The sequence below is a fragment of the Akkermansia sp. NBRC 115031 genome (assembly GCF_030268505.1).
Taxonomy (GTDB): Bacteria; Verrucomicrobiota; Verrucomicrobiia; order Verrucomicrobiales; family Akkermansiaceae; genus Akkermansia; species Akkermansia massiliensis.
The window spans coordinates 121,550-135,209 of record NZ_BSQU01000008.1; the positions used below are offsets into that span (position 1 = coordinate 121,550).

At 59.5% G+C, this 13,660-nt stretch carries 10 protein-coding genes; 4 read left to right on the forward strand and 6 right to left on the reverse strand.

From position 1 onward, the window contains the following. The first annotated feature begins 10 nt into the window (after positions 1-10). Positions 11-2,365 (forward strand): glycoside hydrolase family 95 protein, encoded by a 2,355-nt coding sequence (locus tag QSJ36_RS11415; RefSeq protein ID WP_180971658.1) that lies wholly within the window; start codon positions 11-13, stop codon positions 2,363-2,365. 268 nt (positions 2,366-2,633) lie between these two features. On the opposite strand, the gene QSJ36_RS11420 is transcribed toward QSJ36_RS11415, so the two are convergent. The 6 genes from QSJ36_RS11420 to galE form a co-directional block, all read right to left on the reverse strand. Beyond that, positions 2,634-4,007, reverse strand: coding sequence for a DUF2851 family protein (locus QSJ36_RS11420; protein WP_285468697.1), 1,374 nt, complete (start codon positions 4,005-4,007; stop codon positions 2,634-2,636). Between the two features lie 17 nt (positions 4,008-4,024). After that, complete coding sequence (locus QSJ36_RS11425; protein WP_022398168.1) at positions 4,025-4,552, reverse strand: STAS domain-containing protein; 528 nt, start codon at positions 4,550-4,552, stop codon at positions 4,025-4,027. Between the two features lie 156 nt (positions 4,553-4,708). Further along, a complete protein-coding gene (locus tag QSJ36_RS11430; RefSeq protein WP_102721240.1) occupies positions 4,709-6,232 on the reverse strand; it encodes a prenyltransferase/squalene oxidase repeat-containing protein in 1,524 nt (507 codons plus the stop codon). Between the two features lie 229 nt (positions 6,233-6,461). Further along, positions 6,462-7,964 carry a prenyltransferase/squalene oxidase repeat-containing protein gene (locus QSJ36_RS11435; protein WP_102726523.1) on the reverse strand — a complete coding sequence of 501 codons (1,503 nt, stop codon included), beginning with the start codon at positions 7,962-7,964 and terminating at the stop codon, positions 6,462-6,464. Between the two features lie 150 nt (positions 7,965-8,114). Beyond that, the gene (locus QSJ36_RS11440; RefSeq protein ID WP_215451168.1) at positions 8,115-9,638 is read right to left on the reverse strand and encodes a prenyltransferase/squalene oxidase repeat-containing protein; all 1,524 of its coding nucleotides are present in this window, start codon (positions 9,636-9,638) and stop codon (positions 8,115-8,117) included. Between the two features lie 387 nt (positions 9,639-10,025). After that, positions 10,026-11,015 (reverse strand): UDP-glucose 4-epimerase GalE, encoded by a 990-nt coding sequence (galE, locus tag QSJ36_RS11445; RefSeq protein ID WP_102721324.1) that lies wholly within the window; start codon positions 11,013-11,015, stop codon positions 10,026-10,028. A gap of 359 nt (positions 11,016-11,374) precedes the next feature. Here galE and rsmA point away from each other — a divergent pair, with 359 nt between their 5' ends. The 3 genes from rsmA (at position 11,375) to QSJ36_RS11460 (ending at position 13,598) form a co-directional block, all read left to right on the forward strand. Next, positions 11,375-12,727 (forward strand): 16S rRNA (adenine(1518)-N(6)/adenine(1519)-N(6))-dimethyltransferase RsmA, encoded by a 1,353-nt coding sequence (gene rsmA, locus QSJ36_RS11450; protein ID WP_022398163.1) that lies wholly within the window; start codon positions 11,375-11,377, stop codon positions 12,725-12,727. 14 nt (positions 12,728-12,741) lie between these two features. Beyond that, entirely contained in the window at positions 12,742-13,203 is a 462-nt protein-coding gene (locus tag QSJ36_RS11455) for a hypothetical protein (RefSeq protein ID WP_102728674.1), read from the forward strand. Between the two features lie 122 nt (positions 13,204-13,325). After that, entirely contained in the window at positions 13,326-13,598 is a 273-nt protein-coding gene (locus QSJ36_RS11460; protein WP_102721325.1) for a TfoX/Sxy family protein, read from the forward strand. Positions 13,599-13,660 lie beyond the last annotated feature (62 nt).

The window sequence follows — 13,660 nt, forward strand, 5'->3', positions numbered from 1 at the left end:
TGCCGTTGCGGTGAGCTCCGTTTCTCTGGGTTGGGGGGCCCTGGACAAGCCTTCCGCCTCCAACCTGATCTGGTCTGATGAACCGGCCGTAGTTGTTTATCCGCAGGAGGACAAGAACCCCGACGGTAATTTCGGCAAATACAAGAAGCCTTCCGCCGTTTGGGAAGCGGAAGGGTATCCCATCGGCAACGGCCGCGTGGGGGCCATGATTTTCAGCGCGCCCAACCGCGAGCGGTTCGCCCTGAATGAAATCAGCCTGTGGTCCGGCGGCCCCAATCCCGGCGGTGGGTATGGTTACGGGCTCAATGCCGGGACGAACCAGTTCGGCAACTACCTGCCTTTCGGCGATTTGTTCGTAGACTTTAAAAAGGGGGACCAGCCAGCCTCCGTTTCCGTGGAGGATTTTACGCGCGCCCTGGATTTGCGGGACGGCATCCACAAGGTGAATTACAAGGCGGATGGCGTGACGTATGACCGCGAAGCGTTCGCCAGCACGCCCGCCAATGTGCTGGTGCTGGAGTACAAGGCCAGCAAGCCCGGCCAGTTCAGCGCGGATTTTTCCATCAACAGCCAGCTTGAATCGGCTATTTCCGCCAAGGGCCCCGTCATCACCTGGAAGGGAACCCTGAAAAACGGCATGAATTATGAAGGCCGTGTCCTGATCCGTCCCAAAGGCGGTACGCTTTCCACTGCGGACGATAAGATTTCCGTGAAGAACGCGGATTCCTGCATGGTCGTCATCGCCATGGAGACGGATTACCTGATGGACTATAAGAAGGACTGGAAGGGAGAGGCCCCCGCCAAAAAGCTGGACCGTTATGCGGCCAAGGCGGCCTCTGCGGATTATGCCGCCCTGAAACAGGCGCACATCGCCCAGTACAAGTCCATGTTTGACCGGGTAAAGGTCAACTTCGGCAAGACGGAGGCGGATGTAGCCAAACTGCCCATTCCAAAGCGGCTGGAAGCCTATAAGAAGAATCCGGTTGATCCCGATCTGGAAGAAACCATGTTCCAGTATGGCCGTTACCTGCTCCTGTCCAGCTCCCGGCCCGGCACGCTTCCGGCCAACCTCCAGGGGCTCTGGAATGTTTATCTCAATCCGCCCTGGGCCTGTGACTACCATAACAACATCAACGTGCAGATGGCGTACTGGGGTGCGGAACCCGCCAATCTTTCCGAATGCCATGAGGCGCTGATCAATTACGTGGAAGCAATGGCGCCCGGCTGCCGGGACGTCTCCCAGGCCAACAAGGGTTTCAATACCAAGGACGGCAAGCCCGTGCGCGGCTGGACGGTGCGTACCTCCCAGAACATCTTCGGCGGCAACGGCTGGCAGTGGAACATTCCCGGCGCGGCGTGGTATGCGCTGCATGTCTGGGAACATTACGCGTTCACCGGGGACAGGAAATATCTGGAAAAGCAGGCCTATCCCCTGATGAAGGAAATCTGCCATTTCTGGGAAGACCATTTGAAGGAGCTGGGCGCCAGGGGCGAAGGCTTCAAGACGAACGGCAAGGATCCGAACGAAGAGGAGAAGAAGGACCTGGCTGACGTAAAGGCCGGCACCCTGGTGGCCCCCAACGGCTGGTCTCCCGAGCACGGCCCGCGTGAAGACGGCGTGATGCACGACCAGCAGCTCATCGCGGAACTCTTCACCAACACCATCAAGGCCGCCCGCATCCTGGGCAAGGACGCCTCCTGGGCCAAGAGCCTGGAAGGCAAGCTGAAGAGGCTGGCCGGCAACAAGATAGGCAAGGAAGGGAACCTTCAGGAATGGATGATTGACCGCATCCCCAAGACGGACCACCGCCACACGTCCCACCTCTTTGCCGTTTTCCCCGGCAACCAGATCAGCAAGCTCAAGACGCCCAAGCTGGCGGAAGCCGCCCGCCTCTCCCTGGAATGGCGCGGCACGACCGGAGACAGCCGCCGTTCCTGGACGTGGCCGTGGCGCACCGCCCTGTGGGCCCGCCTGGGCGACGGGAACAAGGCTCATGAAATGGTGCAGGGACTTCTGAAATTCAACACCCTGCCGAACATGCTGACCACACACCCGCCCATGCAGATGGACGGCAACTTCGGGATTGTGGGCGGCATTTGTGAAATGCTGGTGCAATCCCATGCCGGCGGCCTGGACATCATGCCCTCCCCTGTGGAGGCGTGGCCTGAAGGCTCCGTGAAGGGGCTGAAAGCCCGCGGCAACGTCACGGTGGACTTCTCCTGGAAGAACGGCAAGGTGAGCAACGTGAAGCTGTATTCCGACCAGCCCAAGGTGCTGCCCGTGCGCGTCAACGGAAAGATGACCCGCATGAAAACCCTGCCGCTGAAACCCGGTGCGGAAGCTCCGCAGGCTGCTGCCAGGTAAAAGGAGGCGATTCCCTACCCGGTTTCAACTCCGGCAGGAAAATGACCATGGCTTCCAGCTCCCTCTCTATGGGGGCTGGAAGTTTTTTATTTTTCCGGCTTCACTGCGGGAAGAAACCGGCTTTTGGTTCAAAAAAGAGCGGAAAGGCACGGAAATGAGTACTGTCCGGAGAAAGGATTTTTTCTCTTAACGGAAAGGCGGCGGGAAACATTCCGGGGAATATCCGGAGGAATTGGCATGCCTGCTTATGGAAAGAGGCGCAAGACGCTCATTTCTTTCCCATGCGCCCGATCAGCGAGCAGACGGTGCAGGAATGGAGGGAGCACAGGTCCTCGTGAATTTGAAGCAGGGCCTGGTGGTGCCACGCCTTCGCAAGAAAGGCTTTCGCGTCCGGCCTGCCGCCCAGCAGGGATTGGTGGACGGAGAGCGCTTTTGTTCCCGCCTGTCCGGCCCGGAGGGAGAGGTAATGCAGCCACGCATGTTCGTCTCCTTTCGCCGGGAGAAGGTGGTTGACGGTAAAGTCCAGAATTCTGTCCCGGCCCATCAGGGCCATGGGGCGGGGGGACGGTGCGGAAGGCAGCGTCACATGGGTGCTCCAGTAAGGGTGCCTGAGGGAGGAAAGATAGTCCGCCAGTTCTTCCGTAGGGCCGGAATGGCAAAGACGCTTGAACGTGGCAAAATCCGCTGCGATGACGGCCAGCGCCCCCGCGCGCCTCTGCGGATGGTTGGCCGGCCTGCTGCCGGAGAACGTCCAGGGGAAGGAGCGCTCCGGCGCCAGTTCAAACTGTTCCCGCAGGGGCCACCATTGGGTCCAGAGTTTTTTATGATGAGCCACGGCTTCCGCCGTGCAGGAATCCGGCAGGACGGGGAGCAGGAATCCCGCCGTGCCGAAGAGGAGGGCCTCCGGGCATTCCCGGATGGCGCGCAGGGGGGCGCGCAAAGCCAGGTGCAGCATGGCGGCCTTGTTGGCATGGTAGCCCAGCGTTTCCGCCAGGCTTTCAAAAAGGGTTTGCTCTTCTCCTGCGTATTTGGCGCGTTCCGCATGGCGGCGGTGCTTGTTCCGGAACCGGTAGGCCGCTGCCGACTCAAGGAGGGTTTCCAGAAGCTCCGGAGGCATGGAGGTTAACAAGTCGGCGTGGCGGCAGTGGCGCACCGGGGCATTGCCGGAAGGGGCCGTTTTTGCCCGCGCCAGCGCAGCGGGAGGAATGACGGCCAGGGGGATGCGCTCGTGCCTGGCGTTGCGGGTGAACCATTCCCTGCGGCTGGGCGCGCAGGCGAGATGCAGGATGACGCCGCTGAATGCCGGGTTGGAGCCGTGCCCGTGGCGTTCCCAGTCTTCCGGAGCGGGGTCCAGTTCAATGTCTCCCGCCTGCGGAACGCCGTTGATGCGGATCCTGGCGTTTAGAAAATCCGGTCCGGCGGATTTGTTCCAGTCACCGAAGTCCAGAATGCGGACCTCCCTGCCCAGGTCATCCGTAAAGGAGGTTCCAAATGCGCCTTCCAGCAGGAGAAGCTGGAGCGTTCTCTCGTCCGGAAGCCCGGCAGGGAGGGAAAAGGCGGGTTCCCTGACGGCGCCTTCCCCTTCCTCCATTGCTGCGGAACGGGCGTCTCCGTACAGGGAGGCCATGGAGCGCATGTCCATGTTGGATAGGGGGAAGGTTATTTATCCTTCTGCCGTTCCAGTTCTTCCTTCAGGCAGTCGGTCACGTTGCGGAATTTTTCTTCGTTCTCTTCGCTCAATTCGCTCAGGGTCAGATGGGAGTTGAGAACGTGCAGAGTCTGGTCCTTGGCATCCAGATGAACGGTGGGAGCGTTCTCCGAGCCCAGGCTGGCGCGTATCTGGTCCACTTTCCCCCTCCAGGGGGCTGTGGGCGGCTCAATGCTGAGCAGGGCGTCCAGTCCCAGGCTTTCCAGCGCGCTCAGGCAGCGTTCGCTGGGAGAGGCGATCTGGACGGAGCCGCCGATGGGCAGCAGCCGGCGCGACAGTCCCGCAAGAGTGCCCATGAAGGTGGAATCAATGCCGGAGCAGGTTTCCAGGTCAATGACGATCAGGCGTCCTCCGGAAGCGATGTAATCATCCCCCAGGGATTTGACGGTCGGGCTGTTGGCGAAACTTCCGCGTCCGGAGCACCGGATCCAAAGAAATTCGTCAAAAAGGCCGAAAAGAATGGAAGAATTGTTATTCACGTCGTTGGAAAATGGAAACCGTATGAATAACAAGAGAAGACGCCGCGGTCAAGTCAGGATTTAACATGCGCGCCGCCGGAAGAAGGCGTATCCCCCGTGTGCGGGGCCTGCCTCCGGCGGCTCTCTTCCCGTTGTGTGGAGGGAGCGCCGTGCGGTTCAGAAATTCCTGGCGCCTTCCCCCGTGCCGGGGAGGAAGCGGTAATACACCTCCAGCATCAGCGTAGCCAGGCACTGGCGGTAAATTCTATCGTTGGCATGCCGGTTCTGGCTGGTCTGCACCACTCCGCCGGGACCTCCGAAGCCGTTGGGCATAAAGCTCCCGTCGGAGGCCTGGGCGCCGAGGGTGGAATCACGGAAGGCCCTGTTGTAAGCCTTCCAGACGTCACCGCCGCGGTTCATGGCCGCCTGCACCCCGTAGTAATGCTGGTAGAGATTGGAGGAAGTGTTGTTGGCCTTCCAGTTGAACGGCTGGTTGGTATTCTTGAGCATCCAGTCCAGCCCCCTGCGCGCCGTGCTGTCCGAGCCGCTGCCGCACATTTGCAGGGAAAGCACGCCCACGCCCACCAGGGAGGCCCGTGGTTCCCGGCCGTTTTCCTGGTAGGAAAAGAGGCCGTCCGGAAGGGCGGTTTTGCGGCAGTACATGGCCGCCTTCCGCAGGGCCGCGCGTATCTCTCCCCTGGAAGGTTTGATGCCGCCGTGTTCGGCTGCCTTCAGGGCCTGCACGTTCCAGCCGGTGACGGAAAGGTCCGTGTGGGCTCCGGGCTGGGTGTTGTAATTGTAGGCCCAGCCGCCGTTGGCATTCTGCCCCTTCATAATCTGGTCCACGGCCTTGGTGACGACTTGCTCCAGGTTGGCGATGGAGGGAATGTCCATTTGCTTGCAGAAGGTGTAGGCCTCGCACAGGGCATAGGTGGCGATGGCGTGGTCATAGCTGACCTCGTTCATTTGCGGCACCAGGGAGATGACGGGGGATTTCATTCCCTGGTCCACCAGGAAGGAGATGCCCTTCAGGACAGTATCGCCGAAGTCCTCGGAAAGAGGTGTTTCGCAGTGGGCCAGATAGGAGAGCAGGGAGAGCCCGGTCATGGCGCACTTGTAATTCTGGGGGCCGTCCCCCCAGGAGCCGTCCCTGTTCTGCTGCTTCTGGAGCCACTTGAGGGATTTGACCACGGCTTCCTCGCACTGCGGGGTGCCTCCGTTTTCCGTGATGCGCTTCATGCGGTCGTTCAGGTCGCAGCGCTTGGAAAGGACGTCTGTATCCGGTTTGTCCCATCCCGGGCCTTCTCCGTCGTCGAACGCGATTCCGTCTCCGATTTCAATACCCGTGAAAAACTCTTCCGTGGGAGCATCCTGTTCCAAATCCGGAATGGGCACGGCAATATGCAGGGGGGTGCTGGAGGCAATGACTTTCACCTGCTGGCCGGCAGGTGAATTGGAAGGGCGTGTGGCTTTCCTGACGAGTTCGGGTGTGTCGGGTTCCTCCGGTCCCTGGTTTTCCGACGGATAGGTAATGATGGAAGGCGGTTCCGGAAGGAACGTGATGATATTTGCCAGGTAGAGCAGGAGGCCCGTCATGGCGACGCCAAGGGCGGAGACGGAGACCGCCGCGGCCAGGTTTTTAACGCGCTGTTGTTTCAGTGCCGCAAGGGCTTCTTCTGTACTTTCAATATGCAGGCTCATGGAAGGAATGGGGTTTGATTAGGATTCCACCATCTCCCCAAGAGTGCGCAGGTACAAGTTAAAAATTTATAATATACTTATATTTAGCATGTTGTTATTAAAATGTTACTTAAGAAGGCTTGGAAATACCCCTGGCGGAAGAAAAGCGGCCTCCCGTTCCGCGCGAGGGATAGGAAAAGCCCCCTTTCCCGGGAAGGAAAGAGGGCTGCGAAAAAGCCGGTGAATTTCGTCAGGAATTCTTGGTGCCTTCACCCGTACCGGGCAGGAAGCGGTAATAGGTTTCCAGCATCAGCGTAGCCAGGCACTGGCGGTAGATGTTTTCAGACTTGCCGGTCATGCCGGAAACGTAACCCACATCGTTCTTCCGGAAGCTGCCGTCCGCATTCTGGCCGCTGAGCACGGCGTCCCGGAACGCTTTGTTGTAGGAGGTCCAGACGTCTCCGCCGCGGTTCATGGCCGCCTGCACGCAGTAGTAGTGCATGTAAAGGTTGCTCTTGACGTTTTCCGTGCCGCTGCCCTGGCCCCACTGGAGGGTCTTGACGTTGTTCTTGATCCAGTCCAGCCCCTTGCGGGCGGCGCTGTCAGAACCGTTGCCCGTCATTTGCAGGGAAAGCACGCCCACGCCTACCAGGGAGGAGCGGGGCATGTTGCCGTTTTCCTTGTAGGCGAACTTGCCGTCCGGCATCACATTCTTGCGCACGTAGCTTGAGGCCTTGCGCAGCGTGGAGCGGATATCCCCCTTGGTGGGCTTGATGCCGCCGTGCTCCGCGGCCTTCAGGGCCTGCACGTTCCAGCCGGTGACGGAAAGGTCGATGTCCGGATTGATCTTGTTGTTGTAGCTGTAGGCCCAGCCTCCGTTGGGGCACTGGGCGTCAATGATCCTGTCCACGGCCTTGATGACGACTTTTTCCAGATTGGCGATGGAGGGAATGTCCATCTGCTTGCAGAAGGTGTAGGCCTCGCACAGGGCGTAGGTGGCTACGGCGTGGTCATAGCAGATTTCCTTCAAGGCGGGCTGTTCCGAGATGACGGGATTTTTCATTCCCAGGTCTACCAGGAAGGAGATGCCCTTCAGGACGTTTTCCCCGAATTCCTCGGAAAGGGGGGTCTCGCAGTGGGCCAGGTAGGCCAGCAGGGAGATGCCGGTCATGGAGGCGCGGAACTGGCCTTCACCCCAGGAGCCGTTGCCGTTCTGCTGTTTTTTAAGCCAGCGGAGGGACTTGACCACGGCTTCCTCGCACTGCGGGGTGCCGCCGTTTTCCGCGATGCGCTTCATGCGGTCGTTCAGGTCGCAGCGCTTGGAAAGAATGCCGGGAATGCCGCCTCCGTCCCCGTCGCCCGTGCCGGTCCCGAAGCCGTCGCCGATGTCGATGCCCATGGAAAGCTCTTCCGAGGGGACGTCCACTTCAATGTCCGGGTTGACCACCGCGACGTCCGCCGTGGCTACGGCGGCAATCACTTTCACCTGCGCGGCAGTGGAAGAACTGCTGGGGCGCTGGGTGGTCTGGGTGACTTCCGGGGTGTCGATATCCGGATTGTCGCCTTCTTGGGTGGCGTAGGCCACCATGGGGGGATCTTCCGGAATGGCGACGATGATATGCACCAAATAAAGGAGAAGGCCCATGAGGGCGACGCCGAGGAAGGAGACGGAAATGGCGGCGGTCAGCGTCTTGACGCGCTGTTTCTTCAATTCCGCAAGGGCGTCTTCGGTACTTTCAATGTGGAGACTCATAGAGGGACGTGTCTGGTTGGTGCAACGGCAAAAGCTCCCGCATCCTTGAAAAATGGGGAGAATTGCCCGGTTGCAGGTAGATGCTGCTGGCCTGCCTGTTTACGAGGCTGGCAGCATACTAAAACCAGACGCGCCGGTCTGTCAATCAGATTAGGAATTCTTGGTGCCTTCTCCCGTCCCGGGGAGAAAGCGGTAATACACCTCCAGCATCAGCGTGGCGAGGCACTGGCGGTAAATCTTGTCGTTGATGCTGCCCCCGTTGGTGTTCACGAGGCCCCCCGGCCCGGGGAAGCCGTTCGGGGCAAAGCTCCCGTCGGAGGCCTGGGCGCCGAGGGTGGAGTCACGGAAGGCCCTGTTGTAAGCCTTCCAGACATCGCCGCCGCGGTTCATGGCCGCCTGCACCCCGTAGTAATGCTGGTAGAGGTTGGAGGAAGTGTTGTTGGCCTTCCAGTTGAACGGCTGGTTGGTATTCTTGAGCATCCAGTCCAGCCCCTTGCGCGCCGTGCTGTCCGAGCCGCTGCCGCACATTTGCAGGGAAAGCACGCCCACGCCCACCAGGGAGGGGCGGGCCGTAGCGTCTTCCCGGCCTTCCTGCATATAGGTGAAGAGGCCGTCAGGCTTGCCGCACTTGCGGCAATAGGAGGCCGCCTTGCGCAGGGCCGTGCGTATTTCCCCCTTGGTGGGGCGGATGCCGCCGTGCTCCGCGGCCTTCAGGGCCTGCACGTTCCAGCCGGTGACGGAAAGGTCCGTGTGGGCGCCTGCCTTCGTGTTGTAATTGTAGGCCCAGCCGCCATCGACGTTCTGGTTGTCCAGAATCTTGTCCACGGCCTTGATGACGACTTTTTCCAGGTTGGCGATGGAGGGAATGTCCATCTGCTTGCAGAAGGTGTAGGCCTCGCACAGGGCGTAGGTGGCTACGGCGTGGTCATAGCTGACCTCGTTTCTCTGGGGCACCAGGGAAATGACGGGATTCTTCACGCCCTGGTCCACGAGGAAGGAGATGCCCTTCAGGACGGTCTCCCCGAAGTCTTCCGAAAGAGGGGTCTCGCAGTGGGCCAGGTAGGAGAGCAGGGCCAGGCCCGTCATGGCGCACTTGTAATTCTGGGGAGTCCCGCCCCAGGAGCCGTCCTTGTTCTGCTGCTTCTGGAGCCACTTGAGGGATTTGACCACGGCTTCCTCGCACTGGGGAGTGCCCCCGTTTTCCGTGATGCGCTTCATGCGGTCGTTCAGGTCGCAGCGCTTGGAGATGATGCCGGGAATGCCGCCTCCGTCCCCGTCGCCCGTGCCGGTCCCGAAGCCGTCGCCGATGTCGATGCCCATGGAAAGCTCTTCCGAGGGGACGTCCACTTCAATGTCCGGATTGACCACCGCGACGTCCGCCGTGGCTACGGCGGCAATCACTTTCACCTGCGCGGCAGTGGAAGAACTGCTGGGGCGCTGGGTGGTCTGGGTGACTTCCGGGGTGTCGATATCCGGATTGTCGCCTTCTTGGGTGGCGTAGGCCACCATGGGGGGATCTTCCGGAATGGCGACGATGATATGCACCAAATAAAGGAGAAGGCCCATGAGGGCGACGCCGAGGAAGGAGACGGAAATGGCGGCGGTCAGCGTCTTGACGCGCTGTTTCTTCAATTCCGCAAGGGCGTCTTCGGTACTTTCAATGTGCAGGCTCATGCAGTAAGGGAGGTTCCTGAGAATAATATAACGTTTTTTCCGGTTGGGGCGAGTGCAAAGATGTTAATATTCCTCTGGTCTGCATGATGACCAGATATGAATAAAACGGTGTTTTATGGTGAGCGGTTTACGAGTTTTATGGCAGTCGTCCGGGCTGGGGAGGAGCGTTTCCTAGTTTTGTTTGCGGGCCGGAGCATGGGCTGTCCCGGGTGCGGATGAAGAAGGCTGGGGAATACGGAAGGAATGTCCCGCATGTTCAGGCGCGTGTTTTCCCTGCACAGGCTGACCATGGAAAAAGCCGGATGCCGTTCGTTTTGCGAAAAAAGCCCTGCCATGGGCTGCATGGCAGGGCGGAAAGGGAATGATCCTTTAAGGCAGGAAAGGGAATCAATAGTGGCCGTGGCGCGGACCGGTCATCCACTTCCAGGCTGTTTCCACGATGGCTCCGGCGTCCTTGCAGCGGGCTTCCCAGCCGAGGATTTCCCTGGCCTTCTTGGGATTGGCAATCAGGCGGGGCGGGTCGCCTTCGCGGCGCGGACCGTAGCGGACGGGGATTTTCCTGCCGGTGACTTTTTCAGCCGTTTCCAGGATTTCCCGGACGGAAAGCCCCAGGCCGGTTCCCAGATTGAAGCATTCCGTGGAGCCGCCCTTCATCAGGTAGTCCACCGCTCTCAGGTGGGCGTCCGCCAAGTCGTTGACGTGGATGTAGTCGCGGATGCAGGTGCCGTCCGGCGTATCGTAATCCGTGCCGAAGACTTCGATGTATTCCTTTTCCCCGGTCAGCGTGAGCAGGATGTTGGGGATGAGGTGGGTTTCCGGGTCGTGGTCTTCACCGATCAGGCCGTCCTCGCTGCAGCCGGAGGCATTGAAATAGCGCAGGAAAACGCTCTTGAGGCCCCAGGCGCGGTCGCAATCCTTGCAGACCTTTTCCAGCATGTACTTGGAGCTGCCGTAAGGATTGATTGGATCCTGCTTTTCCGTTTCCGGGATCGGAATCTGGGTGGGGACGCCGTACGTGGCGCAGGTGGAGGAGAAGACGAAGCGCTTGACGCCGGCGGCCTGCATGGCTCCCAGGAGGACGAGGGGACGGGCGATGTTGTTCATGTAGTACTTGAGGGGGTCCTGGACGGACTCTCCCACGTTGATGAAGGCGGCAAAGTGAATCACGGCGTCAAAGCCGCCCTTCATCAGGAGGGGATACACGACGGAGGCGTCTCCTAGGTCGCCCTTGACCAGTTTCACCTCCGGGTCCACGAGGGCTCCGATGTGGCCGTACACCATGTTGTCCAGCACAGTCACGTCAGCGCCGATTTTGACGAGCTGGCGCACCGTGTGGGAACCAATATATCCGGCGCCGCCGGTTACAAGTACTTTCATGATCTTATCAAATTGCTGTTGGGCCGGTTCAACCTTTTCTCCGGCAAGGGTGTCCGTACGCGCCGGAACCTGCGGAAACTTCCGGTTTGCGGCAGGCTGCGTCACTGTTCTGGACACCTGTAAAAGTGACATGTTTTCCCCTTTTTGTCAATTTGTGATACGTCTGCCGCCGCTCATGCGCAGGATGCCGGACGCATGGGGCGGCAACGCTCCCGTTCCGGTGCGCAAGGGGCAAGGCTCCTTTGCATGGTCCGGGCGCTTTCCTCTGGCGGCGTGCGGGCCGCCCTCCGTTTTCATGCCGGAAACTGCCCCGCTTTTTACTGGCTCCTGATGTGCATTTTTGAGAACATCCCCTTATTATGAAACCGTCCGAGATCAGGAATGTTCTGGAAGATCACGAAGTGCGCCCCAGCAAATCCCTGGGACAGAACTTCCTGACGGATGAAAATGTGGCGCGCTGGATTGTGGGCCAGCTTGAAATTCAGCCACAGGACTGCGTGGTGGAAGTAGGGCCCGGAACCGGAGCCCTGACGGAGCACGCCGCCCCTCTTTGCCGCAAATTGATTCTGGTGGAATTCGACTCCCGCCTGGCGGAATACCAGAAAGAGCGCTGGGCCGGAGACCCCCATGTGGAGGTTCACCATGCGGACGGCGCGTCCTGGGACCCGCGGGGATTGTTTGCGGAAGCTCCCGTCAAGTTCCTGGGCAACCTTCCCTATTCCGCGGGAGGCGCCATTCTCCAGAACTTCCTGTCCAGGCCCAGCGCCGTGGAACGGGCCGTGGTGATGCTCCAGAAGGAATTCATCGACCGCATTCTGGCGACTCCGGATGACGACGCCTTCGGGCTGTTGTCCCTGCGCATCCAGAAAAACTGGATTCCCCGCGCCCTGAAAACTATTCCCCCGGAAGCGTTCCATCCCCGGCCCCGGATTGATTCCACCGTGATGCTGCTCACGCCGCGCCCCGTCCGCGACCTGCCCCCGTATGACGACCGGCTGATGGACGAGCTGATGCGCAAGGCTTTCTCCCAGAGGCGCAAGCAGTTGAAAAAACAGCTTCCGGCGTCCCCTCCGTGGGAGGAAGTAGCCGCCTCCCTGGGACTTTCCCCTTCCGCCAGGGCCGAGGAACTGAATTTGGCCCAGTGGGTGGAGCTGGCGCGGGCTTACGACGCCAACCCCCTCAAGGACGTGGCGCAGAGCGGGGACGAATTGTTTGACGTGGTGGACGAACTCAACCAGATGACGGGGCAGGGCACGCGCCGGGAAATCCATGAAGGGAACCTTCTCCACCGCGCCGTGCACATGTTCCTGGTCAACAAGCATGGGGCTGTGCTCCTCCAGAAAAGATCGCTGTGGAAGGACAGGCAGCCGGGCAAGTGGGATTCCTCCGCTGCCGGGCATCTGGATGCCGGGGAAAGCTATGGGGAGGCCGCGGCGCGGGAGCTGAAGGAGGAACTGGGCATCTCCGGCTGCGAGCTGCGGAAAATTGCGGACTTTGACGCAGGTGAAAACAACGGCTGGGAATTCATCGCGCTCTATGAAGGGCGGTACTCCGGGAAAGTTCGTTTTCCCGCGGCGGAAGTGGATAGCGTGCAGTGGTTTACGCCGGAACAAATCCAGGCATGGGTGGAGCGTCGCCCGCAGGACTTCTCCCCCGCGTTCATTCCGTGCTGGAATGCATGGCTGGCCGCGAACAAAAAGGCATCATTCTAACTCAAATACATATCATGATTAACCCTGATCAATTATCTCCGGAGCAGGTCCGGTCCATCCGGGACTGGGCGGAAGAAGGGCTGGATTTAAACGCCATCCAGAAGAGGCTGCATGAAGACCTGGGCATCAAGCTGACATTCATGGATACCAGGTTCCTGCTTCAGGACCTGGATATTCAAATCAGGCAGCCGGAACCGGAACCCCAGGCCGAGCAGCCGGCGGAGCTTTCCGGAGCGGCGGCTCCCCCCGCCTCTCTGCTGGGTAAAACCCAGGTAACCGTGGATGAGATAACGCCTCCCCATGCCCTGATGGCCGGCAAGATTCTGTTCAGGAGCGGAGCCCAGGGCGTGTGGGACATCGACCGCACGGGCCGCATCAACTGGGACGCCACGCTCGGGGAACCCACGGCGGATGACCTGAGGGAATTTGAAACGGAGCTGCAATCCGTCATCCGCAGCCGCATGGGCGCCATGTAGGGAAAACAGCAGGCATCCCTGTGGAAATGGAACGGAGCAGCAACCCGGAACATCAGCCATGTTGCGATAAAAAAACGGGAGGGAATCGAAAGTGAGATGACGGTAAATAAGCCGCAATGAAAATGAAATTCAAGATAACAAGCGATTTAAGGCAGGCAAAAAACATCGGGGCGGCTATAAAAAAATGCCTTAATGAAATCGGTGTGTTCACCTTGGCTGATCTTGAGAAAATGACTTCCGTTGAGGCATTTAAAAAAATATGCGGTAACTATCCTGACAAGACGGTGCCTGTATGTTATTACCTGTATTCTCTGGAAGGGGCGTTGCTGAACTTGCACTGGAATGACATTCCCTCTGAATTGAAAGAAGAATTAAAGGCAAAAATCGAGGATTGATCATTGGAATCAAATTATTGAAAAATTAATATTACCTTTACGGAGCCGGCATCCTGGCAGCG

Bases quoted from the DNA above. Each gene is read 5' to 3' on its own strand.
- QSJ36_RS11420 (WP_285468697.1), bottom strand. From the start codon at position 4,007: ATGGACATGCGCTCCATGGCCTCCCTGTACGGAGACGCCCGTTCCGCA.
- QSJ36_RS11430 (WP_102721240.1), bottom strand. From the start codon at position 6,232: ATGAGCCTGCATATTGAAAGTACAGAAGAAGCCCTTGCGGCACTGAAA.
- QSJ36_RS11435 (WP_102726523.1), bottom strand. From the start codon at position 7,964: ATGAGTCTCCACATTGAAAGTACCGAAGACGCCCTTGCGGAATTGAAG.
- QSJ36_RS11440 (WP_215451168.1), bottom strand. From the start codon at position 9,638: ATGAGCCTGCACATTGAAAGTACCGAAGACGCCCTTGCGGAATTGAAG.
- galE (WP_102721324.1), bottom strand. From the start codon at position 11,015: ATGAAAGTACTTGTAACCGGCGGCGCCGGATATATTGGTTCCCACACG.
- rsmA (WP_022398163.1), top strand. From the start codon at position 11,375: ATGAAACCGTCCGAGATCAGGAATGTTCTGGAAGATCACGAAGTGCGC.
- QSJ36_RS11455 (WP_102728674.1), top strand. From the start codon at position 12,742: ATGATTAACCCTGATCAATTATCTCCGGAGCAGGTCCGGTCCATCCGG.
- QSJ36_RS11460 (WP_102721325.1), top strand. From the start codon at position 13,326: ATGAAATTCAAGATAACAAGCGATTTAAGGCAGGCAAAAAACATCGGG.